This window comes from Pseudomonas sp. MPDS (assembly GCF_013283895.1).
Lineage (GTDB): Bacteria > Pseudomonadota > Gammaproteobacteria > Pseudomonadales > Pseudomonadaceae > Aquipseudomonas > Aquipseudomonas rhizophila.
In genome coordinates, this window is record NZ_CP054128.1 from 716,656 (window position 1) to 738,854 (window position 22,199).

The following is a 22,199-nucleotide window of genomic DNA, read 5'->3' on the forward strand; positions in this document are numbered from 1 at the left end:
ACTACAACAATGATTATTTACGGTGTGGCGTTTTTGGCCTTTTGTACCCTGGCGGGTATTTTCATCGGTGAGCTGCTGGGCAAACTGATCGGCGTGCCGGCCAACGTCGGCGGTGTCGGCATTGCGATGCTGCTGTTGATCGGCCTGGGCAGTTACCTGAGCAAACGCGGCCTGTTCAAGGGCAAGTCCGAAGCCGGCGTGGAATTCTGGAGTGCGATCTACATTCCTATCGTGGTCGCGATGGCGGCCCAGCAAAACGTCTATGGCGCGCTCAAGGGCGGGCCAATGGCGATTCTGGCTGGGACCCTGGCGGTGGTGATTGCCTTTGCGATGGTGCCGGTGCTGGTGCGCATCGGCAACAAAGGGCCTGAAACCGATGTTTCCGCCAAGACAGTCGGGTGATTGCCATGTACGAATCAATGATGAAAGTGATCACCGGCTACGGTCTGCTCAGTGGCTTTGCGATTGTCGGCATCACCATGTGGGTGTCGTACTGGATCAGCGACACGTTCACCAAGGGCCGCCTGCACGGTTCGGCCATCGCGATTCTCCTGGGGTTGGTGCTGTCGTACATCGGCGGTGCGATGACCGGCGGGCAGAAGGGTGTAGTAGACATTCCGCTGCTCTCAGGCATCGGCCTGCTGGGCGGCGCCATGCTGCGTGACTTCGCCATTGTCGCCACGGCGTTTGGGGTGAGTGTCGAGGAACTCAAGCGCGCCGGGTTCGTCGGGGTGCTGGCGTTGTTCGTCGGGGTGGCCACCTCGTTCATCGCCGGTGTCGGAGTGGCGATGGCCTTCGGTTACACCGACGCGGTGAGCCTGACCACCATCGGCGCCGGAGCGGTGACCTACATCGTCGGGCCGGTCACTGGCGCGGCGATCGGTGCCAGTTCCGAGGTGATGGCGCTGTCCATCGCCGCCGGTTTGATCAAGGCGATCCTGGTGATGGTGGCGACGCCGTTCGTGGCACCTTTTATCGGCCTTAACAATCCGCGCAGTGCGGTGATCTTTGGCGGGTTGATGGGCACATCCAGCGGCGTGGCCGGCGGCCTGGCGGCCACCGATCCGAAACTGGTGCCGTATGGTTGCCTGACGGCGGCGTTCTACACGGCGCTCGGGTGCTTGCTCGGGCCTTCGCTGTTGTATCTGATCATGCGGGGGTTGTTGGGCTAAGGCTTTGAATTTTCGCTGAGCGGGCTGTCCTCATCGCGAGCAGGCTCGCTCCCACATTGGATCGGTGTTCGCCATCCTGTGTGGGAGCGAGGCTGCTCGCGATGAAGGCGACTGGGTCTCAAGCCTGGCGATTGGCATACATCCGGCACTCCGCCAGCAACGCCAGCAAATTCGGATCGCGCTCCTTGGCCTTCAGGAATACCACGCCGATGTGCTGCTGCAGCCGATACTTTTCCTGCAACGGGATCAGTTTCACCCGGTTTTCATACACCGCCGCAATCCGTCCCGGCAGCAAGGCATAACCGACCCCGGAGCTGACCATGCTCAGCAGGGTGAAGATGTCGTTGACCTGCATCGCCACCTTCGGCTCGAACCCCGCCTGCTTGAACACTCGATTACCATCCTGATGGGTGGCGAAGCCCTGGGTGAGGGTGATGAAGGTTTCGTTGCACACTTCGGCCAAGTCCACTTCACTGCGTTGGGCGAAGGCGGAATCGGCTGGCGTGGCGAGAAAAATGTCGTCTGAAAACAGCTCGATATGCTCGCAGTCAGGGTCGTTCACGCTGTCGTCCAGGGAGATCAGGATGGCGTCCACCTCCATGTTCTTGAGCTTGTACAGCAGGTCGATGTTCGAGCCCAGGATCAGGTCGATGTTCAGTTCGCTGCGGCGGATTTTCAGGCCCATGATCAACTGCGGCACGGTCTTGACCGTCAGTGAATACAGCGAGCCGAGCTTGAACCGCTCCGCGGAAAACCCGGCGGCTTCACGGGTCAGGCGCACGCTTTCGATCACGTCCTGAATCAGCTTCTGTGTGCGTTCTTCCAGCACGTAAGCGCTTTCCAGGGGGGTGAGGTTGCGGCCCTCGTGCTTGAACAACGGGCAACGCAAGGCGCTTTCCAACGAGTGAATGGCCCGGTGTACGCTGACGTTGCTGGTCTGCAATTCGGCCGCCGCCCGCGCAAGATTGCCGGTGCGCATGAACGCCAGGAACACCTCGAGTTTTTTCAGGGTCAATTCTTCGTCGATCAGCATGGGGTGGACTCTTATTCGTATCGCCCGATTGTGCCCCAATCGGTAGGAGGATGTTGATCTGTGGGAGCAAAGCTTGCTCGCGATGCAGGCGACTAGGCTCCTGAGGCACCGCGTTATCTTCATCGCAGGCAAGCCTTGCTCCCACAGAGAGCTAAACATTGCACTTTGTAGCGCCAAGCCTGAGCCTTGGCGTCTGTTTTGGAATGTGAGGTGGGACTGGATGTATCACGGAGAGCGACTCAACGCCTGGACCCACCTGGTCGGGGCGGTGGCGGCTTTTATCGGGGCGGTGTGGTTGCTGGTAATTGCCGGGATGACGGGCGATGCGTGGAAAATCGTCAGCGTGGCGATCTACGGTTTCACCTTGCTGGTGCTGTACAGCGCTTCGACGGTTTACCACAGTGTGCGCGGGCGCAAGAAAGCAATCATGCAGAAGGTCGATCACTTTTCGATCTATCTGCTGATCGCCGGCAGCTATACGCCGTTCTGCCTGGTCACCCTGCGCGGGCCGTGGGGCTGGACCTTGTTCGGGATTGTCTGGGGGCTGGCGCTGATCGGGATCTTGCAGGAGATCAAGCCGCGCTCTGAAGCACGAATCCTGTCGATCGTGATCTACGCGGTGATGGGCTGGATCGTGCTGGTGGCGGTCAAACCGTTATTGGCCGCCTTGGGCAGCGCCGGCTTTGCCTGGCTGGCTTCGGGTGGTGTGTTGTACACCGTCGGCATTGTCTTTTTCGCGCTGGACCATCGGTTGCGGCACGCCCATGGCATCTGGCATCTGTTCGTGATCGCCGGCAGTTTGCTGCATTTTGTGGCGATCTTGTTCTATGTGCTCTAGCTCATAACCACCGCTGGTCCTGTGGGAGGGAGCAGGCTCGCTCCCACACGGCTTCTTCATTCGACTTTAGAAATCCCCCCACAGCTGCTGTGCCACGGCCAGTGCCACCACCGGTGCGGTTTCAGTGCGCAGCACGCGCGGGCCGAGGCGGGCGGCGTGGTAGCCGGCGGTCTTGGCTTGTGCCACTTCGGCATCCGACAAACCGCCTTCGGGGCCGATCAGGAAGGCCAGGCTCGACGGTCTGGCATGGCTGACCAGCGGCTCGGCCACCGGGTGCAGCACCAGTTTCAGTTCGGCGTCGGTTTGCTTCAGCCAGTCGGCCAGTAGCAGCGGCGGGTGGATCACCGGCACGGTGGAGCGCCCGCACTGCTCGCAAGCGCTGATCGCCACCTGGCGCCAGTGCAACAGGCGTTTGTCGGCGCGTTCGTCCTTGAGGCGCACTTCGCAGCGCTCGCTGAAAATCGGCGTGATCTCGTTGACGCCCAGTTCGGTAGCTTTCTGGATCGCCCAGTCCATGCGCTCGCCCCGGGACAGGCCCTGACCGAGGTGGATGCGCAAGGGCGATTCAACCTGCCCGGCGAATTGTTCGTTCAACTGCACAAGCACGCGTTTTTTGCCGACTTCGGCCAGGGTGCCGCGAAACTCCTGGCCAGAGCCGTCGAACACCTGCACCGCATCGCCCTCGGCCATGCGCAGCACCCGACCGATGTAGTGGGCCTGGGCTTCGGGCAGTTCGTGAGCGCCGAGGCTGAGGGGGGCGTCGATGAAGAAGCGGGACAGTCTCATTTCGAATCTCTGAAAAAGTTAAACCTGTGGCGAGGGGATTTAGCGAAACGTCGCACCGCCCCGCTGGGCTGCGAAGCAACCCCAAATGCTTACAACGCGATTCGCCTGAAGTATCGGAGTGTCCGGTTTTAGGGCTGCTGCGCAGCCCAGCGGGGATAAATCCCCTCGCCACAACAGTATTCCAACAAGAACACCGGGGTTTAACCCGGATCACGGAAACCGGGATGAAAATCCTTCGGCACCGCCACGCTGACCTTGTCCCGGGTGGCGATGTCGATGCCCTCGCTGGCCACTTCAGCCAGGAAGTCGATTTGCTCGGGGGTGATGACATACGGCGGCAGGAAATACACCACGCTGCCCAGCGGCCGCAGCAATGCGCCGCGCTCCAGAGCATGCTGGAAGACCGTCAGGCCGCGACGTTCCTGCCATGGGTAAGCGGTCTTGCTCGCCTTGTCCTTGACCATCTCGATGGCCAGGACCATGCCGGTCTGGCGCACTTCGGCCACATTCGGGTGATCGGCCAGGTGCGCGGTGGCGCTTGCCATGCGTTGGGCGAGGGCCTTGTTGTTTTCGATGACGTTGTCTTCTTCGAAGATATCCAGCGTCGCCAGGGCCGCCGCGCAGGCCAACGGGTTGCCCGTGTAGCTGTGGGAATGCAGGAAGGCGCGCAGGGTCGGGTAGTCGTCGTAGAACGCGCTGTAGACCTCATCGGTCGTCACGCACGCCGCCAGCGGCAGGTAGCCGCCGGTCAGGGCCTTGGACAAACAAAGGAAGTCCGGGGTGATACCGGCCTGTTCACAGGCGAACATCGTGCCGGTGCGGCCGAAGCCGACGGCGATTTCGTCGTGGATCAGGTGCACGCCATAGCGATCACACGCCTCGCGCAGCAGCTTCAGGTACACCGGGTGATACATGCGCATGCCGCCGGCGCCCTGGATCAGCGGCTCGACGATTACAGCGGCCACGGTGTCGTGGTGTTCGGCCAAGGTCTGTTCCATGGCCGCGAACAGATTGCGCGAATGCTCTTCCCAGCTCATGCCTTCGGGGCGGAGGTAGCAATCGGGGCTCGGCACTTTGATCGTGTCCAGCAGCAACGCCTTGTAGGTTTCGGTGAACAGCGGCACGTCGCCCACCGACATCGCTGCGATGGTTTCGCCGTGGTAGCTGTTGCTCAGGGTGACGAAGCGCTTCTTGGCCGGCTGGCCACGATTGATCCAGTAGTGAAAGCTCATCTTCATCGCCACTTCGATGCAGGACGAGCCGTTATCGGCGTAGAAACACCGGGTCAGGCCTTCAGGTGTCATCTTCACCAGGCGCTCGGACAGTTCGATCACCGGCTGGTGACTGAATCCGGCGAGGATCACATGCTCCAGTTGATCGACCTGGTCCTTGATGCGCTGGTTGATCCGCGGGTTGGCATGGCCGAACACGTTGACCCACCAGGAACTGACGGCATCGAGGTAGCGCTTGCCTTCGAAGTCTTCCAGCCACACGCCTTCACCGCGCTTGATCGGGATCAGCGGCAGCTTTTCGTGGTCTTTCATCTGGGTGCAGGGATGCCATAGCACCGCGAGGTCGCGTTGCATCCACTGGTTATTCAGGCCCATATACAGTCTCCTCGAGGCGGCTCGCGGCGGGCGCGGGCAAAACAATCGGGCAAGCCTATGCAATGGCAGCCCCGGGGACAACCCATTGTGTCATTCCTGCTACCTTGAGTAAGGCGATAGACGCCGCTGGCGGCGCTGGGGTGGCTGACGTATTCTTCGCCGTTCTCTGAGCCGTCTGGCTCGAAAAACTGATCGTTCCTGCGTTTTATTCCGGAGTTCGCTGAATGTCTGTTGGTTGGCTGCGCGCCTGTGCGCTGGTGGTGATAGGGCTGTTCAGCGTGTGTGCGCTGGCCAAGGACAAGCAACCGACGGTGATCGTCATCGGCGGCGGCCTGGCGGGGCTCACGGCGGCCTACGAGCTGCAGAACAAAGGCTGGCAGGTAACCCTGCTGGAAGCCAAGCCAAGCCTGGGCGGTCGTTCGGGCATGGCCACCAGTGAATGGATCGGCAACGAAAAAACTCAGCCGGTACTGAACAAGTACATCTCGACCTTCAAGCTGAGCACCACACCGGCCCCGGAGTTCGTGCGCACCCCCAGCTATTTGATCGACGGCACCTACCTCACCGCCGCTGACCTGGCGACCAAGCAACCGGCCACGGCTGAGGCCCTCAAACGTTACGAAACCACCCTGGACGACCTGGCCCGTTCCATTGAAGACCCACAGAACCCGTCGGCCAACAACACGTTGCACGCACTGGACCAGATCAGTGTCTCCAACTGGCTCGACCGTCTGCAATTGCCGACCACCGCGCGGCAGTTGGTGAACCAGCAGATCCGCACCCGCTATGACGAGCCGTCGCGACTGTCGTTGCTGTATTTTGCCCAGCAAACCCGGGTCTACCGTGGTGTGTCCGACCGTGACCTGCGCGCCGCGCGCCTGCTGGGTGGCAGCCCTGTGTTGGCCCAGGCTTTCGTCAAGCAACTGAAAACCATCAAGACCAGCTCGCCCGTCTCGGCCATCTCCCAGGACAAGGACGGCGTTACCGTCAAGGTTGGCAGCGTCGGCTATCAAGCTGACTACGTAGTGCTGGCGGTGCCGTTGCGAGCCCTGAACAAAATCCAGCTGACCCCGGCCCTGGACGCCCGGCATCAGGGCGCGATCAAGGGCACCAACTACGGCTGGCGCGACCAGATCATGCTCAAGTTCAAGACCCCGGTCTGGGACAGCAAGGCGCGCATGTCGGGTGAGATCTACAGCAACACCGGTCTGGGCATGATGTGGATCGAGCCGGCCATGAAGGGCGGCGCCAATGTGGTCATCAATCTGTCCGGCGACAACGCCCGGGTGATGCAGGCCTTTGGTGACAAGCAGATGGCCGATCAGGTGCTGATTCGCTTGCACGCGTTTTACCCGCAGGCCCGGGGTGCTTTCACCGGTTATGAAATTCGCCGCTACAGCACCGACCCGTCCATGGGCGGCGCGTACCTGGCCTTCGGACCGGGCCAGATCAGCAAGTACTGGCGCCTGTGGGAAATGCCGTTGCAGCGCGTAGCCTTTGCCGGCGAACACACCGATACCTTGTATCCGGGCACCCTGGAGGGCGCGTTGCGTAGCGGTCAGCGGGCAGCCAGCCAGGTTGAAGACCTGGCGGCGGGCAAATCGTTTGAACCGGCCAAGGTCGTGCCGGTGGCAGCGGCAGCAGCTGCCGGTGCGGTGGCGGCGAAGAAGGGTAATTTTTTCTCCAACCTGTTTGGTGGCTCGGATGACGACAAGAAGCCGGAGCCGGTCAAGGCTCCGGAGCCGGTAGCGCCTGCTCCAGTGCCGGCACCCGCCCCAGCGCCTGCACCGGTGGCACCATCCGCGCCAGCCCCGGCGAAAGTTGAGCCCGCCAAGAAAGCAACCACCAAACCAGCGGTGAAAAAACCAGCCGCCAAGACCCCGGCCAAAAAAGCCCCGGCCAAGGCTCCGGTGAAAAAGGCCCCGCCGGCGAAGAAGCCGGCAGTCAAACCGACGACGACTACTGAAACCAAGGCTCAGTAACGATCAGGTGGAAAGAACGCGGCTCAAGGGCCGCGTTTTTTATCCAGTATCAAGCGTACCGGCGGCGCCACTCAAAGCCCGGCGTCGCTTAATAAGCGCTACGTCCTACACGCCTTGGCGATATATCGGAAACTTCCCACCCTTTAACCAGAAGCAGGCTATAGCGCTTACCAAGCCATAAGTCTAGGCTCCTCGAAAAACAGGAGCGCGTATGAAAATACTAATGGCAGTGGTTGTATTGGTTTCGATATATGGATGTGTGTATGGCGAATGCCGGGATCCTTTGACAATTCCGATGATTCCAAAAAGAGATCCGCAGTTAGCACACAAATGCTCCATCGATCCATATAAGCCTGAGTGTTCGGTAAACTAATTCTTCAAGTTTCAGGCTCGTAAACTGGAGCGACCATGAAACCGATAGAAGCTTTGATGTTCTTTATAATGCTCGCCAGTAGAGGCTTTACTGACGGTCGTATGACGCTTAAAAAATACGACCCTCAATTGGCGTACAGATGCGATATGGATCCACAGGTCCGAGTACCCCATTAAGTAACATTACCTAAGAGAATTTTTAGAGGGGGGGTAACGAAAATGACCACGTATGAATTGGCACGTCCTCAAACAGGATCCTGACCCGCTTCGGCTTCGACATACGTCCCGGAACGAAGCCAAAGCGGGCCCAGCAGAGGTTGCCTGTTCGCATGTCAAAAATGACTAGGTTTCCATCGTCCTGCATGGTCATACAAGTGTTATACCAAAGTGACTTATCAGTACTGTGGGTGCTTTCGGCGATCCACAATCGCCGTCTGGACGGATCATAAAGAAAGCCGCTGTTGCTGACGACGAATTGTAGAGGTTCACGCATTCTCCTTGGATACAACGTGACGCTGTGAGGTTGTTTATCACCAGCGGTCCAGATAATTGCCTCGCGGTCCTTGATTACCAAGTTTCCATCGGCCTGCAATATCAATCGGAACCGCCCATTACTGGATTTTAGGTATTGCCCCGGGGACATCGTTTGATTAGGGGGTAATTGCGGCGAGCCGTTAGCTTTAAAATGGGTATAACGAACAGCCATTTTGTTCACCTTGTTCAATGAGTTGTGGAGCGCTCATTTGATCAAGGGTGAAAGTGAAAATGGCGATAGATATATATTGAATGGAACAAATAGTTGGACGGCGGTGACGGCTCCGGTGCGGTCCCCTGTGGGAGCGAACCTGCTCGTGATGAGGTCCATACAGGCCCCAAAGGCTGCCTGATCGCCTCGCCATCACCCGCCGTTTCCCCTTTAATCTTTCCTTAACCCACCCCCTCCAGACTGATGATCGTATTTCTCGATATTTCAAAGCAAAATTTTCCGCTTTAAATCGATAGATAACTCGCTAGTCTTGGTCGCAGTTTTCACAGGATATGAGCAATGCAGCTACGCAACTCTTCTTCTCGCTATGGCTGGGTCAGCATCGTTTTGCACTGGGGCATTGCACTGGTGGTGTACGGGCTGTTCGCGCTGGGGCTGTGGATGGTCGGCTTGGATTACTACAGCACTTGGCGTAAAGACGCGCCGGACCTGCACAAGAGCATTGGCTTGGTGCTGCTGGCGGTCATGTTGCTGCGGGTGATCTGGCGGGTTGTCAGTCCGCCACCACCGACCTTGTCAACCTATGGCCGCCTGACCCGCGTCGGCGCCAAGCTTGGCCATAGCGCACTGTATCTCGGGTTGTTCGCCGTGATGATTGCCGGTTACCTGATTTCCACCGCAGACGGTGTCGGGATTCCGGTGTTTGGTCTGTTTGAAGTACCCGCGCTGGTGTCCGGACTGCCCGATCAGGCAGACGTTGCCGGCCAGATTCACTTCTACCTGGCATGGGCGCTGGTAATTTTCTCCGGCCTCCATGCGTTGGCAGCATTGAAACACCACTTTATCGATCGTGACGCGACCCTCAAGCGCATGCTGGGACGCCAAGCCTGATGTTCAACCTCGACTCCAAAGGAATAGAAAGCATGTTGAAAAAAACGCTCGCCGCCCTGGCAATCGGTTCTGCCCTGCTGTCGGCCGGTCAGGCCATGGCTGCCGACTACGTGGTCGACAAGGAAGGCCAACACGCCTTCGTCGACTTCAAGATCAGCCACCTGGGCTATAGCTACATCACCGGTACCTTCAAGGACATCGACGGCAAGTTCAGCTTCGACGCCGCCAAGCCTGAAGACAGCAAGATCGAGTTCAACGTGAACACCGCCAGCGTGTTCACCAACCACGCCGAGCGCGACAAGCACATCGCCAGTGCTGACTTCCTGAACGCGAGCAAATTTGCCAAGGCCACCTTCGTGTCCACCAGCGTCAAATCCACCGGCAAGAACGCTGATGGCAAGGAAACCGCCGACGTGGCTGGTGACCTGACCCTGCTGGGCGTGACCAAGCCTGTCGTGGTCAAAGCCACCTTCCTGGGTGAAGGCAAGGACCCGTGGGGCGGCTACCGTGCCGGCTTCGAAGGGACCACCAGCATCAAGCGTTCCGATTTCGGCAAGCAGAAAGACCTGGGCCCAACGTCCGACGTGGTCGAGCTGTACGTTTCGTTTGAAGGTGTCAAAGCGAAATAACATTCGCGCCTGACAAAAAACGCCCCTGATCTTGGATCAGGGGCGTTTTTTATTGCCGTATGGAATCTTGTGAACCGCACATGACCCCTTGTGGGAGCGAGCCTGCTCGCGATTGCCATGGGTCAGTCAACCTCTGTACTGGCTGAACCGACGCAATCGCGAGCAGGCTCGCTCCCACAGGGTGAAGTCGGCGTCACTCAAAAAAATCTATGGTCACCCCCATTTTTGCAATACTGATTAATGGGTGAAGTGGTTGGCTTGCTTAAATCTATCCGGCGTCGATCCAGGGCATGCCCCGCGCCACGATGAGAGTCGCGCCTGACGATCCTGAAAAATGCCGCGGCTTCTGAAGCCGATTTTTATGTCAGGTTCTTCGTCAGGCCGGTGGGCCGTTCACGTCATCCGTTGTTCAGCTATCGCAAAACCTGAAGGGTGATTCGTGGTACTGCAACAACCGCAGGGTCAGGCGTTCAGCGCGTCTGGCCCTGCTTCATATTGCGTATGGTGAGCCGCTAGCGCCCACGCGATCCGCGCCAGCTTGTTAGCCAGGGCGCAGGCCACCACGTTCGAGTGTCGTCGCCCAAGCAATGAGCGCACCCAGTCGGCCAGAGCCCCTTTCTGGTGTTCTAGCCTCTGCATATAGACCCGAGCACATTGAACCAGCAACTGCCTGAGGTGCTTGTCGCCGCGCTTGCTGATACCCAGCAAATTAGCCCTGCCGCCGGTGCTGTACTGCCTGGGTACCAAGCCCACGGAGGCGGCGAAGTCACGGCTGCATCGGTACTGCCTGCCGTCCCCCATCTCTACAGCCAGCAGGCTGGCGGTGATCGGCCCGACACACGGCAAGCTCAGCAAGCGGCTGCCGAGATCATCGTCGGCCAGTTGGCTTGCCAGCTCTTTATCCAGCGCCTTGATCTGTTCATCCAGATAACAGAAATGCTCATGCAAGCGCTGTAACAGCACTGTCAACCGAACGGGCAACTCATGCTCAGCCAAAATACTCGCCAACCGCTTCATGATCGCCAGGCCCTTGGGCAGGCTGATGCCGAACTCCAGTAGGAAACCATGCATTTGATTGGCGGTTTTGGTGCGATCGCGTACCAGCGACTCGCGCAGGCGATGCAGAACGGAAAGCGTCTGCTGTGCCTCGGTTTTAGGCGAAACGAAGCGCATCGATGGACGCGAAGCCGCCTCGCAAATGGCTTCGGCATCCACGAAGTCATTTTTGTTGCCTTTGACGAAGGGGCGGACGAATTGCGGGGAAATCAGTTTGGCTTCATGCCCCATGGCCATCAGCTGGCGAGCGACGAAATGCGCCCCGGCACAAGCTTCCATCACCACGGTACAGGCCGGCAGATTGCCGAAGAGCGTCATCATCTGTTGACGCGAGAACTTCTTGCGAAACACCTCTCGGCCCAATTTGTCTTGGCCGTGCAGGTGGAAACTGTGTTTACCGAGATCGATCCCGATCAGCGCTGACTCGCTCATAATGATGGCCTCCGAAAACAAAACACCCTGCGAAAGCGTAGCCCTCGCAGGGTGTGGGGGTGACCATCTCATTAATGCCCCTGATCGCGAGATCAGGGGCATTTTTACGGCTTGGAGAAACTCAGCGATTGCGGGTCAGCAGTGCCGGCTTCTCGCCCCGTGGACGGCTTGGCAGTTGATCCAGCTGTTCAGGCGTCGGGAATCGATCGATCTTCGATTCCTTGTGCATGATCTTCGGCTGGTTACCACGAGGGGCTTGCACGGCAGGTTCCTGACGAGGCTGCTCGTCACGTGCCGGGCGGCGAGGGCGGGAGTCTTCGCGGCGGGCCTGGCCGTCACGAGGTGCGCCGTTGCGCGGGCCGCTGCGCTTGGCCGGCGGGGTGCCGGTGGACGAGCCGTTGCTGTTGCGCGGGCCGTTCTGACGCCCCTGGGATTGGCCACGAGGAGCACCTGCGCCCGCCGCGCCCTGTGCCGGTGCGCCAGGACGACGTCCGCGACCCTGGGCGGGTTTCTGCTGCGGCACGTAATCGACGCGGTTGCCGAAGTTATCGATATCGTCGTCCAGGAACTCGTCCGGTGCGCGATCGGCAGCGGCACGTGGTGCCGGGCGTTGCTGTTCACGGGCCGGGGTACCTTCGCGAGGCTTGTGCTCGCGAGCTGGGCGTTCGCCGCGACTGGTGCTGGCCGATTTTTCCTTGCCCTTGTCCTTGCCTTTGTCTTTACGGCCACCACCACCACCGCCGCCGCCATTTGGACCGTCACCGCGAGGGCCACGGGCATTGCGTGGGTTGCGCACGTCCGGACGTTCACGCACTTCAGGCTTCTCGGCCTCGATGGTGCTGGCATCGAAGCCCATCAGGTCGCCATCGGCGATTTTCTGCTTGGTCATGCGCTCGATGCTTTTGAGCAGTTTCTCTTCGTCCGGCGCGACCAGCGAGATCGCTTCGCCCGAACGGCCGGCCCGGCCAGTACGGCCGATACGGTGTACGTAGTCTTCATCGACGTTCGGCAACTCGAAGTTGACCACGTGGGGCAACTGGTCGATGTCCAGACCGCGAGCGGCGATGTCGGTGGCAACCAGAATGCGCACTTCGCCGGCCTTGAAGTCGGCCAAGGCCTTGGTGCGGGCGTTCTGGCTCTTGTTACCGTGGATCGCCACGGCCGGCAGGCCATGTTTGTCCAGGTACTCGGCCAGACGGTTGGCGCCGTGCTTGGTGCGGGTGAACACCAGGACCTGTTCCCAGGCGCCGGCGGTAATCAGGTGCGCCAACAGGGCACGCTTGTGGCTGGCCGCCAGGCGGAACACACGTTGTTCGATGCGCTCGACCGTGGTGTTTGGCGGTGTGACTTCAATGCGTTCCGGGTTGTGCAGCAGCTTGCCGGCCAGGTCGGTGATGTCCTTGGAGAACGTCGCCGAGAACAGCAGGTTCTGACGCTTGGCGGGCAGGCGGGCCAGCACTTTCTTCACGTCATGGACAAAGCCCATGTCGAGCATGCGGTCGGCTTCGTCCAGCACGAGGATTTCCACGTGGGACAGATCGACGCTGCCCTGGCCGGCCAGGTCGAGCAAACGACCCGGACAGGCCACCAGCACGTCGACGCCACGGGCCATGGCCTGGACCTGAGGGTTCATGCCAACGCCGCCGAAAATGCAGGCACTGACGAATTTCAGGTCGCGAGCATAGATCTTGAAGCTCTCGTGTACCTGGGCCGCCAGTTCGCGGGTAGGGGTCAGGACCAGGACGCGCGGTTGGCGCGGGCCGTGACGCTGGGATTTGTCTGGGTGACCGTTGGGGAAAAGCCGCTCCAGGATAGGGAGGGCAAAACCACCGGTTTTACCAGTGCCTGTCTGCGCCGCGACCATCAGATCGCGACCTTGCAACACGGCGGGGATGGCCCGCTGTTGCACCGGGGTAGGCTGGGTGTAGCCGGCAGCCTCGATGGCGCGGACTAAAGCCTCGGAGAGACCGAGGGAAGCAAAGGACATGAGTAATCCTGTTTTAGTGAGGGCCTGGCCCAATGGGATAGTCTTGCCGGGCGCGAATGACGTTCAACAAAAAGACGTCATCCCGTCCGGTCCTGCCGAGTCTGGAAGGCAGGTCCGGACAGGGCTCGCGCGGGCTGGAAGCTGCGCTGTAGCGGTGTCGGGATGCCTTTTGCAAGACCGGGCGTCCGGGCGTGAGCCTGGCGGGAAGGCCGGAGTATAACAGAGCAAACGCCGTGCGCCGCTTTCCTGCTGCTCAACGGTTTATTTCAACGCTGCACCGGGCTGGACGGTTCGGTCCTGGCAGACGGAACGGCGCCATAGCGGGCGATCAGCTCGGCATAGGCCGGTTCGCGCTTGAAGCGCTTGAGCTCGGCGCTGAAGCGCTGCACCAGCAGATCCATCCCGGCGTTGCGCCGCACCGCCAGGTATTGGCTTTGACGGCTCACAACCACGGGGTTTTCGGTGATCTGGTCGCCCAGTTGCATTTGCTTGAGTACGTGCCGACCCACCCGGCGGTCGGTGATGAGCAGGTCAATCCGGCCCAGTTGCAACTTGCCAAAGTTGGCTTCATGGGTGGGTGCCGTCTCACGTTTGAACAGGGGCGATTCTCTGAAGGCCTGGCTGTACAGATAACCGGGCGAGGTGCCCACGGTCAGGCCGACCAAGTCATCGAGCGTGCGAAAGGGATGGGGGCGGGCGTTGGCGTAGAACATCACGAACTCCACGTCCGAGAGCGGTTCGCTGGGGTAAAGCAGCATGGCGTCGCGTTCGTTGCTGTGGAAAATGTCCAGCGCACCGTCCGCCAGGCCCTGCTCAAGCATCGCCAGGCAACGTTTCCACGGCAGCAGTTGCCATTGCACATCAATGCCCAGGCGCTTGAACACAATGGCGGTGGTTTCGTAGTCGAGTCCCAGGACCTGGCCGTTCTCTTCGTAGACATAAGGCGCCCAGGGTTCGGTGACAATGCGCAACTTCTCGGCCCGGGCATCCATGCTCAGGTACAGGAGGACAAAGGTGGTCAGTAACCGGGTGATGAAGGGCATGGCCTGAGGTTACGACGAGAGCTCATCAAATAGCTAGAGCCCTCTGGCCCGCGGCTTAATTGCCTTTTGCCTGCATTAGGTGCCGATAGATGGCTTCGCGGCGCTCGCCCAGCACCCAGCGAATCAGTGGGTGGTTGAGCCATCGTTTGAGTTCATGGTCTTTCAAAGGCTCTTTCAGGCGATTTTCAACGTTCTCCCTGGCCTTTTCCCACCAGACCGGCGCGCAGGCCTGGTCGAACGGGTTGGTGTGACGGTAGCAGCCGTAGAGAATTTCGCGCATGAATTGCCGTTTATGGCTGGGTAACGCCACGGTAATCAATTTATAAGCCAGACGTTGCAATGTGGGCGGTCGGGGTAACGTCGCGGTGACTTGTCGGGTTTCATCCAGGGCCGATTGGCACATGGGCGCGGCATGATGTTTGTCGAGCCAAGCCTTGGTTTTGGCGCGGAACAGCTGTTTGCGGCTCCAGTAATGGTGAATCAGGTCCGGACATTCGCGCACGTGTACCGAACGATAGGCCGCCACCGAAAGGCAAAACTCTTCCAGCGTGTAGGCTCCGTTCGCCATGGGATAAAACTCGTCCATCAGGGCAATCGAGCGATCCAGAACTGATGCGTCGGTCCAATGAAGACCAATCACGCCCGAGTTCAACTGCGGCATGTTGTCATCCGCCAGTTGCCGTCGTTGCAGGGCTTGCGCCAGCGTTACGTAAAGTACGGCATCCTTGTTGGCGCCATAGTTCAGATCTACCGCGTTGCAGAGCAACGTGCCGGGCTGAATGCGCCGAAACAGCTCCAGAGGAGAGCAGTGGAAGAAGGTGTCGGTGTCGATCAGCAGTGCCAGCTCGACTTCCTCAAGCACCTTTTGCATGACTACATGCTTTGCGCGAAAGTGATAGCCATGCGGCTCGATCCAGGTCTGACGGGTTTCGTTGTCGAGGTGGCGTACGCGCACCGGGAGTCCAGCGTAGGGCATGGGATTGTCGGTAAATACTTGGATGTCCAATGCCTCACCCGGGCTCTCGCGCAGTCCGGCCAAGGCGCTGGCAATGCTGAACACGGCTTCTTGATGATAGGTCTCGGCCCCGTAGACCAGATAAATGAGTTGTGGGGTCGTTAACCTTTGACCAATAGGCATCTACTGCATCCCTCCAGATATTTCGGGTAGAAAAAAGGCCTTGGGTTTTCGCCAAGGCCTCTTTGTACCGCCCAATTAAGACATTAACGCGGCAGCTTGAGGTTATTCCATACTGCGAGGCTGGGCTCGGCCTGGTTCAGGGTATAGAAATGCAGCCCCGGTGCCCCGCCCTGTAACAAACGTTCACACATTTGTGTGATGACTTGCTCTCCGAAGCTTTGGATGCTGGATGTGTCGTCGCCGTAGGCTTCCAGCTGCTTGCGGATCCAGCGTGGGATTTCTGCCCCGCAGGCGTCGGAAAAACGCGCGAGTTTGCTGTAGTTGGTGATCGGCATGATCCCCGGCACGACAGGAATGTCGACGCCCATCTTGCGTACGCGGTCGACAAAGTAGAAGTAGCTGTCAGCGTTGAAGAAGTACTGGGTGATCGCGCTGTTGGCGCCGGCGTTGGCCTTGCGTACGAAGTTGAGCAGGTCGTCTTCGAAGTTGCGTGCCTGGGGGTGCATCTCTGGGTAGGCCGCCACTTCGATATGGAAGTGCTCACCGGTTTCTTCACGAATGAATTCAACCAGGTCGTTGGCGTGGCGCAGTTCACCGCTCGCCATGCCCATACCCGAGGGCAGGTCACCGCGCAGGGCCACGATACGGGTGATGCCGGCAGCCTTGTACTGGCTCAACAGGCTGCGCAGATCGGCTTTGCTGTCACCCACGCAGGACAGGTGCGGGGCGGCGGGGATTTTGACTTCACTTTCGAGCTGCAACACGGTGTTGATCGTGCGGTCACGGGTCGAACCGCCAGCGCCATAGGTGCAGGAGAAGAAGTCGGGGTTGTAGCTCGCCAACTGACGGGCAGTGGCGATCAGTTTTTCATGCCCAGCATCGGTCTTCGTCGGGAAGAACTCGAAGCTGTAGCGACGGTCTTGGGACATGGTCATATCCTTGGAAACTCGTAGGCCGGTGAGGCTTGCATATCCCTTGTGGAAGCGGACTCATGTGGGAGCGAGCCTGCTCGCGATTGGCATCACCTCGGTCTGACAGTCAGATCAAGGTGTCTGCATCGCGAGCAGGCTCGCTCCCACAGGTCCGCTCCACCAACGAGACAGCGCCGATCAGTAGCGGTAAGCGTGCGGCTTGAACGGGCCTTCGACGGTCACGCCGATGTAGTCAGCCTGTTGCTTGGTCAGTTTGGTGACCACGCCGCCGAAACCGCGGACCATTTCCAGGGCCACTTCTTCGTCGAGTTTCTTGGGCAGCACTTCCACGGTCAGGCGCTCGGCTTTCTGGGCTGGCGACAGGTCGGCGTATTTCTGGCCGAACAGGAAAATCTGCGCCAGGACCTGGTTGGCAAACGAGCCGTCCATGATGCGGCTTGGGTGGCCGGTGGCGTTGCCCAGGTTCACCAGGCGGCCTTCGGCCAGCAGGATCAGGTAGTCATCGTTCTGTGGGTCGAAGCTGCCGGCGCCGGTGCGATGCACCTTGTGGACCTGTGGCTTCACTTCTTCCCATGCCCAGTTCTTGCGCATGAAAGCGGTGTCGATTTCATTGTCGAAGTGGCCGATGTTGCAGACCACGGCGCGCTTTTTCAGGGCCTTGAGCATGTTCGCGTCGCAGACATTGACGTTACCGGTGGTGGTCACGATCAAGTCGATCTTGCCCAGCAGCGCTTTGTCGATGCTTGCTTCGGTGCCATCGTTGTTACCGTCGATGAATGGCGAAACCAGCTCGAAGCCGTCCATGCAGGCCTGCATGGCGCAGATCGGGTCGACTTCCGACACCTTGACGATCATGCCTTCCTGGCGCAGGGACTGAGCCGAGCCCTTGCCCACGTCACCGTAGCCGATCACCAGCGCCTGCTTGCCCGACAGCAGGTGGTCGGTACCGCGCTTGATGGCGTCGTTGAGGCTGTGACGGCAGCCGTACTTGTTGTCGTTCTTGCTCTTGGTCACCGAGTCGTTGACGTTGATGGCCGGGATTTTCAGTTCGCCCTTGGCCAGCATGTCCAGCAGGCGGTGTACGCCGGTGGTGGTCTCTTCGGTCACGCCGTGGACGTTGTCCAGTACGGCTGGGTATTTCTTGTGCAGCAGTTCGGTCAGGTCGCCGCCGTCGTCAAGAATCATGTTGGTGGCCCATGGCTGGCCATCCTTGAGGATGGTCTGCTCCAGGCACCATTCGTATTCCTCTTCGGTCTCGCCCTTCCAGGCAAATACCGGGATACCGGCAGCGGCAATGGCGGCAGCGGCCTGGTCCTGGGTCGAGAAGATGTTGCAGGACGACCAGCGCACTTCCGCACCCAGGGCAACCAGGGTTTCGATCAGCACGGCGGTCTGAATGGTCATGTGGATGCAGCCGAGGATCTTCGCGCCCTTGAGCGGTTGCTCGCCGGCGTATTTGCGACGCAGGCCCATCAGGGCTGGCATTTCGGATTCGGCGATGATGATTTCGCGACGACCCCAGGCAGCCAGGGACATGTCGGCGACTTTGTAATCGGTAAAATCTGCAGGCGTGATAACAGCGCTCATGAAGAGCCTCCATTCGTAATGTATGCGAATGGGCGCCGTTGTGCGTTTAGTGTCCGTGCGGGGTGCCCCGTACAAACAACGCCCCATCCGAGCCTGACAGGTCGAACCTGCTGCAGCGCCCCTCGGACAGGTGGCGGGAACGGTCCAAAGCGAGGACCGAGATAAAGCGGTGGCGATTATAACGGGCTAATCGGATCTTCCAAAGGGTTTCTGTCGGCAAATCAAAATTGCCGATGATCGTTATTGGGACCCCGACATAGAGCCACGCTGCCCGGTCTGCCATGATGCAGGCATCCATCGGCCAGACGCTCAGGAGTGAACATGAATTTCCACACCCGCAAGTGGGTCAAGCCCGAAGACCTCAACCCCAACGGCACGCTGTTTGGCGGCAGTCTGTTGCGCTGGATCGACGAGGAAGCGGCGATCTATGCCATTGTCCAGCTCGGCAACCAGCGTGTGGTTACCAAATACATCTCCGAAATCAACTTCGTCAGCGCTTCGCGCCAGGGCGACATCATCGAACTGGGCATCACCGCCACCGAATTCGGCCGCACCTCGATCACCCTGACCTGCGAAGTGCGCAACAAGATCACCCGTAAAAGCATCCTCACCGTGGAGAAGATGGTCTTCGTCAATCTTGGGGAAGATGGCCTGCCGGCGCCGCACGGCCGGACCGAGATCAAGTACGTCAAGGATCAGTTCCAGGACGATATTGCCAGTGCATGAGATCGGCGGCGTCGCCAATCGCGCGCAGGCTCGCTCTCACATGGACTTGCGGTCGGTCGCAGCATTGTTGTCTACCACCCATCCCTTGTGAGAGCGAGCCTACTCGCGACGGCAGTGCTTCAAGCTCCTGGATTTCATCCGCCACTGAACAGCTCCGAAGGCCGCGTGTCGTAGGTACATCACGCCACCGGTTCAGGAGCTCCATGGACACTCGTAAAGACGGCAAGACACCTGATCTTTCGGCACAGGAAAAGCACGAAGTCGACCGCAATCAGCCACCGCGGGCCGCAGTGCTGCATGAAATTATCCGGACCCAGGGCAATCAGGAACTGGAGCGCAGTGTCGCCGCGCTTTGGTGGTCGGCCCTGGCCGCCGGGTTGACCATGGGCCTGTCGCTGATGGCGATGGGGCTGCTCAATTCCCGCTTGCCCGAGGGTGAAGCCTTCAAGGTGATCGCCAGCTTCGGCTACTGCGCCGGTTTTCTCGCGGTGATTCTTGCCCGCCAGCAGTTGTTCACCGAAAACACCTTGACCGCCGTGCTGCCCATCATGAGCAAACCCACCTTGGGCAACTTCGGCCGTCTGTTCCGCCTGTGGGGGGTGGTGCTGGTGGGGAACCTGTGCGGGACCTTGCTGGTGGCCTATGTGATGCTGCATCTGCCGATTTTCGACCGCCGCACCGATATGGCTTTTCTGGAGATCGGTCGCAAGGTCATGGAAAACGACACTGGCCAGATGTTCGCCAAGGGCATCATTTCAGGCTGGATGATCGCCACCATGGTCTGGATGATCCCGTCCATGGAGAGCGCCAAGATGTGGATCATCATCCTCATCACCTACCTGATGGCGCTTGGGGATTTCACCCACATTGTCGTCGGCTCGGCCGAAGTGTCCTATCTGGTGTTCGCCGGCCAGCTGTCGTGGGAGGACTTCTGGATGGTGTTTGCCGGGCCGACCCTGGCAGGGAACATCATTGGTGGCAGTTTCATCTTTGCGCTGCTGAGTCATGCCCAGGTGCGGAGCGAGACCGGCCAGCCTAGTCGGCCACACCCACCAGGGCGTCCTGACGACGCTGACGATAAATAAAATACAGTGCTGTCAACACGGTCAGCCCGCCCACCAGAGCGCCGGTCCATGGCAGGTCCGCCAGGTCGGCGCCGCTGGCCACCACCAGGCCGCCAATCCAGGCACCCGCCGCGTTGCCAAGGTTGAACGCGCTCTGGTTCAGGGTCGAGCCCAGGTTTGGCGCTTCTTGGGCCTGGTCGATGATCAGCAATTGCAGGATCGGACACAGTGCAAAGGCGAACACACCCCATAGGACCAGGGTAATCGCTGCTGGAACCACCGACCGGCTGGTCTGGCTGAACGCGGCCAGTACCAGCACCACCGCCAGGGCCATGGCTACCAGCGAAGGCAGCAGGCGTCGGTCCGCCAGCCGTCCGCCGAGGAAACTGCCCGCTGTCAGGCCGACACCGAACAGCAGCAGCATGAGCGTGATGCCGTGGGGGCTGACCCCCGTGATGTCCTGCAGGATCGGCGCGATGTAGGTGAACACGCTGAACAGGCTGGTGGAGGCCAGCACGCTCATGCCCAGGGCCAGCAGCACGTTGGCCTTGCCCAGCACTCTGAACTCGCTGGCCAGATTGGCCTTCTCCATGGGAATTTCCCGGGGCAGCCAGACCCATTGGGCAAGGGCGGCAATGATCCCGATGACCGATACCGCCCAGAAGGTCGAGCGCCAGCCGGCATATTGGCCCAACGCAGTGCCCAAGGGCACGCCCAGTACATTGGCCAGGGTCAGTCCTGTGAACATCATCGCAATGGCTTGGGCCCGTTTGTTCGGTGCCACCAGTCCGGCCGCGACCACCGAGCCGATCCCGAAGAATGCCCCGTGGCACAGTGCGGTGATGACCCGGGCGGCCATCAGCGTGGCGTAGTTCGGCGCCAGGGCGCAGAGCACGTTGCCGACGATGAACATCAGCGTCATGCCCAGCAGCGTTGCCTTGCGCGGCATGTTGGCGGTGCCGATGGCCAGGATCGGCGCGCCGAACACCACGCCCAGGGCGTACCCGGTAATCAGCAGCCCGGCCTGGGGAATGCTCACGGCCAGGTCACGGGCGACATCGGGCAACAGCCCCATGATGACGAATTCGGTGGTGCCGATGCCAAAAGCGGCGACGGCCAAAGCAAGCAAGGCGAGTGGCATGCGCAAGGTCTCTGTCTGTAGTCTTGACGCTCTGATCAGGCATACGCATGCCGATGCGCCGGTTCGGATGAAACGGGGCAGCAGCAAAATTATTGGAATTGGTTTATGCGCAACTGAGTGCGGCGTGGTCGTTTGCAGTATAAACGGGCGCTGATGGATGGCGAATCAATTCTCTGGACGCAATAAGGAGCGTGCTGTGCTGGCAACGGCCTTGGTATTGGTCGCCGCGCTGTTGCATGCGGCATGGAATACGCTGATCAAGTTCAGTGGCGAGCGTTTGCTGGTGGTGGCGTGCATGGACAGCGTCGCGTTGCTGTTAGTGGTGCTGGCGCTGGGCTTCTTGGCGTTGCCACCGCTGGAGATCTGGCCGTGGATCCTGGCGTCGGCGGCATTCGAGCTGTTGTACCGCTATCTGTTGATTCAGGCGTATCGGGTGGGTGACCTGGGGCTGGTCTATCCGCTGATGCGTGGTCTGTCGCCATTGGTGGTGCTGGCTTTGACGTTGATCTTCGCCGGAGAAGTGCTGACAACCCATCAGATCATCGGCATCTTGCTGATCCCGTTCGGCATGCTGTGCCTGTTGTGGCAGGGCGGTGGTGGCGAACGGTTGCCCTGGTCGATGCTACCGGTGGTGGCGCTGATCGGCCTGTGCATCGGCTGCTACACCTTTATTGACGGCCATGCCCTGCGGCGCTGGCCCCGGCCACTGGATTACCTGGCCTGGGTCACGCTGCTCAGTGCCTGGCCCTTTCCGTTGCTGGCGCTGGTGCGCAAACGACCTGCGTTCATGCTGTTCTGGCGTGAACAGTGGCGGCTGGGGTTGGCGGTCGGGTTTTGCGTATTGTTGAGCTACGCTCTGGTGCTGTGGGCCATGCAACTGGGCTCGATTGCCGAAGCGGCTGCGCTGCGGGAGATCAGCGTGATCCTGGTAGTCTTGTTTGGCATGCGCTACCTGAAAGAACCTTTCGGCCGGCCGCGGCTCTTAGCCTGCGGGCTGGTGCTGATTGGCATGTTGGTGATGAAATTCTGACCAGTGCCTCGATTCTTGTTTTTCTATAACACTCAAAGAAGGAACTG

General features: G+C 59.9%; 20 protein-coding genes and 1 riboswitch. Of the genes, 9 read left to right on the top strand and 11 right to left on the bottom strand.

The features are described 5' to 3' along the window. Positions 1 to 9: 9 nt before the first annotated feature. Both madL and madM read left to right on the top strand, forming a co-directional pair. The gene (madL, locus tag HQ912_RS03070) at positions 10 to 402 is read left to right on the top strand and encodes a malonate transporter subunit MadL (protein WP_047226951.1); all 393 of its coding nucleotides are present in this window, start codon (positions 10 to 12) and stop codon (positions 400 to 402) included. 5 nt (positions 403 to 407) lie between these two features. Further along, complete coding sequence (gene madM, locus HQ912_RS03075) at positions 408 to 1,172, top strand: malonate transporter subunit MadM (protein WP_076386537.1); 765 nt, start codon at positions 408 to 410, stop codon at positions 1,170 to 1,172. Positions 1,173 to 1,290: 118 nt separating this feature from the next. Here the strand turns inward: madM and HQ912_RS03080 are convergent, their stop codons facing one another. Continuing rightward, a complete protein-coding gene (locus HQ912_RS03080) occupies positions 1,291 to 2,205 on the bottom strand; it encodes a LysR substrate-binding domain-containing protein (protein WP_047226952.1) in 915 nt (304 codons plus the stop codon). A gap of 220 nt (positions 2,206 to 2,425) precedes the next feature. Here HQ912_RS03080 and trhA point away from each other — a divergent pair, with 220 nt between their 5' ends. Continuing rightward, positions 2,426 to 3,043, top strand: a complete 618-nt coding sequence (gene trhA, locus HQ912_RS03085) for a PAQR family membrane homeostasis protein TrhA (protein WP_047226953.1) — start codon at positions 2,426 to 2,428, stop codon at positions 3,041 to 3,043. 66 nt (positions 3,044 to 3,109) lie between these two features. Here the strand turns inward: trhA and HQ912_RS03090 are convergent, their stop codons facing one another. Together HQ912_RS03090 and HQ912_RS03095 are read right to left on the bottom strand one after the other, a co-directional pair. Next, positions 3,110 to 3,829, bottom strand: coding sequence for a 16S rRNA (uracil(1498)-N(3))-methyltransferase (locus HQ912_RS03090; protein WP_173406461.1), 720 nt, complete (start codon positions 3,827 to 3,829; stop codon positions 3,110 to 3,112). Between the two features lie 200 nt (positions 3,830 to 4,029). Continuing rightward, complete coding sequence (locus HQ912_RS03095; protein ID WP_076383370.1) at positions 4,030 to 5,436, bottom strand: adenosylmethionine--8-amino-7-oxononanoate transaminase; 1,407 nt, start codon at positions 5,434 to 5,436, stop codon at positions 4,030 to 4,032. A 224-nt stretch (positions 5,437 to 5,660) separates the two neighbouring features. Here HQ912_RS03095 and HQ912_RS03100 point away from each other — a divergent pair, with 224 nt between their 5' ends. Next, positions 5,661 to 7,418 (top strand): flavin monoamine oxidase family protein, encoded by a 1,758-nt coding sequence (locus HQ912_RS03100; RefSeq protein ID WP_173406462.1) that lies wholly within the window; start codon positions 5,661 to 5,663, stop codon positions 7,416 to 7,418. Between the two features lie 571 nt (positions 7,419 to 7,989). Here the strand turns inward: HQ912_RS03100 and HQ912_RS03105 are convergent. Next, positions 7,990 to 8,496 carry a hypothetical protein gene (locus HQ912_RS03105; protein ID WP_047226957.1) on the bottom strand — a complete coding sequence of 169 codons (507 nt, stop codon included), beginning with the start codon at positions 8,494 to 8,496 and terminating at the stop codon, positions 7,990 to 7,992. Positions 8,497 to 8,835: 339 nt separating this feature from the next. Between HQ912_RS03105 and HQ912_RS03110 the strand changes: the two genes are divergently transcribed. Next, positions 8,836 to 9,387 (top strand): cytochrome b, encoded by a 552-nt coding sequence (locus HQ912_RS03110; protein WP_047226958.1) that lies wholly within the window; start codon positions 8,836 to 8,838, stop codon positions 9,385 to 9,387. 32 nt (positions 9,388 to 9,419) lie between these two features. After that, positions 9,420 to 10,016: a YceI family protein gene (locus tag HQ912_RS03115; protein ID WP_047226959.1), complete on the top strand. Its 597-nt coding sequence runs from the start codon at positions 9,420 to 9,422 to the stop codon at positions 10,014 to 10,016. A gap of 462 nt (positions 10,017 to 10,478) precedes the next feature. Here HQ912_RS03115 and HQ912_RS03120 read toward each other — a convergent pair whose 3' ends face one another. The 6 genes from HQ912_RS03120 to ahcY all read right to left on the bottom strand — a co-directional run bounded on the left by HQ912_RS03120 (position 10,479) and on the right by ahcY (position 18,191). Beyond that, a complete protein-coding gene (locus HQ912_RS03120) occupies positions 10,479 to 11,504 on the bottom strand; it encodes an IS110 family transposase (protein WP_047230568.1) in 1,026 nt (341 codons plus the stop codon). A gap of 121 nt (positions 11,505 to 11,625) precedes the next feature. Beyond that, positions 11,626 to 13,491: a DEAD/DEAH box helicase gene (locus HQ912_RS03125; protein WP_047230429.1), complete on the bottom strand. Its 1,866-nt coding sequence runs from the start codon at positions 13,489 to 13,491 to the stop codon at positions 11,626 to 11,628. Positions 13,492 to 13,757: 266 nt separating this feature from the next. Continuing rightward, entirely contained in the window at positions 13,758 to 14,534 is a 777-nt protein-coding gene (locus HQ912_RS03130; protein ID WP_076383372.1) for a substrate-binding periplasmic protein, read from the bottom strand. 55 nt (positions 14,535 to 14,589) lie between these two features. After that, positions 14,590 to 15,672: a hypothetical protein gene (locus HQ912_RS03135; RefSeq protein ID WP_047230427.1), complete on the bottom strand. Its 1,083-nt coding sequence runs from the start codon at positions 15,670 to 15,672 to the stop codon at positions 14,590 to 14,592. Between the two features lie 83 nt (positions 15,673 to 15,755). Further along, complete coding sequence (gene metF / locus HQ912_RS03140) at positions 15,756 to 16,601, bottom strand: methylenetetrahydrofolate reductase [NAD(P)H] (protein WP_047230426.1); 846 nt, start codon at positions 16,599 to 16,601, stop codon at positions 15,756 to 15,758. A 180-nt stretch (positions 16,602 to 16,781) separates the two neighbouring features. After that, positions 16,782 to 18,191: an adenosylhomocysteinase gene (gene ahcY / locus HQ912_RS03145; protein WP_076383373.1), complete on the bottom strand. Its 1,410-nt coding sequence runs from the start codon at positions 18,189 to 18,191 to the stop codon at positions 16,782 to 16,784. A 23-nt stretch (positions 18,192 to 18,214) separates the two neighbouring features. After that, positions 18,215 to 18,321, bottom strand: a riboswitch (S-adenosyl-L-homocysteine riboswitch). Positions 18,322 to 18,512: 191 nt separating this feature from the next. Between ahcY and HQ912_RS03150 the strand changes: the two genes are divergently transcribed. After that, positions 18,513 to 18,917 carry an acyl-CoA thioesterase gene (locus tag HQ912_RS03150; protein WP_047230424.1) on the top strand — a complete coding sequence of 135 codons (405 nt, stop codon included), beginning with the start codon at positions 18,513 to 18,515 and terminating at the stop codon, positions 18,915 to 18,917. 203 nt (positions 18,918 to 19,120) lie between these two features. Then, positions 19,121 to 20,002, top strand: a complete 882-nt coding sequence (locus HQ912_RS03155) for a formate/nitrite transporter family protein (protein ID WP_047230423.1) — start codon at positions 19,121 to 19,123, stop codon at positions 20,000 to 20,002. On the opposite strand, the gene HQ912_RS03160 is transcribed toward HQ912_RS03155, so the two are convergent. Further along, positions 19,953 to 21,122 carry an MFS transporter gene (locus HQ912_RS03160; protein ID WP_092401567.1) on the bottom strand — a complete coding sequence of 390 codons (1,170 nt, stop codon included), beginning with the start codon at positions 21,120 to 21,122 and terminating at the stop codon, positions 19,953 to 19,955. The genes HQ912_RS03155 and HQ912_RS03160 overlap by 50 nt on opposite strands. Positions 21,123 to 21,318: 196 nt before the next feature. Between HQ912_RS03160 and HQ912_RS03165 the strand changes: the two genes are divergently transcribed. Then, on the top strand, positions 21,319 to 22,152 hold the full coding sequence (locus HQ912_RS03165) for an EamA family transporter (protein ID WP_173406463.1): 834 nt from the start codon (positions 21,319 to 21,321) through the stop codon (positions 22,150 to 22,152). Positions 22,153 to 22,199: the final 47 nt, after the last annotated feature.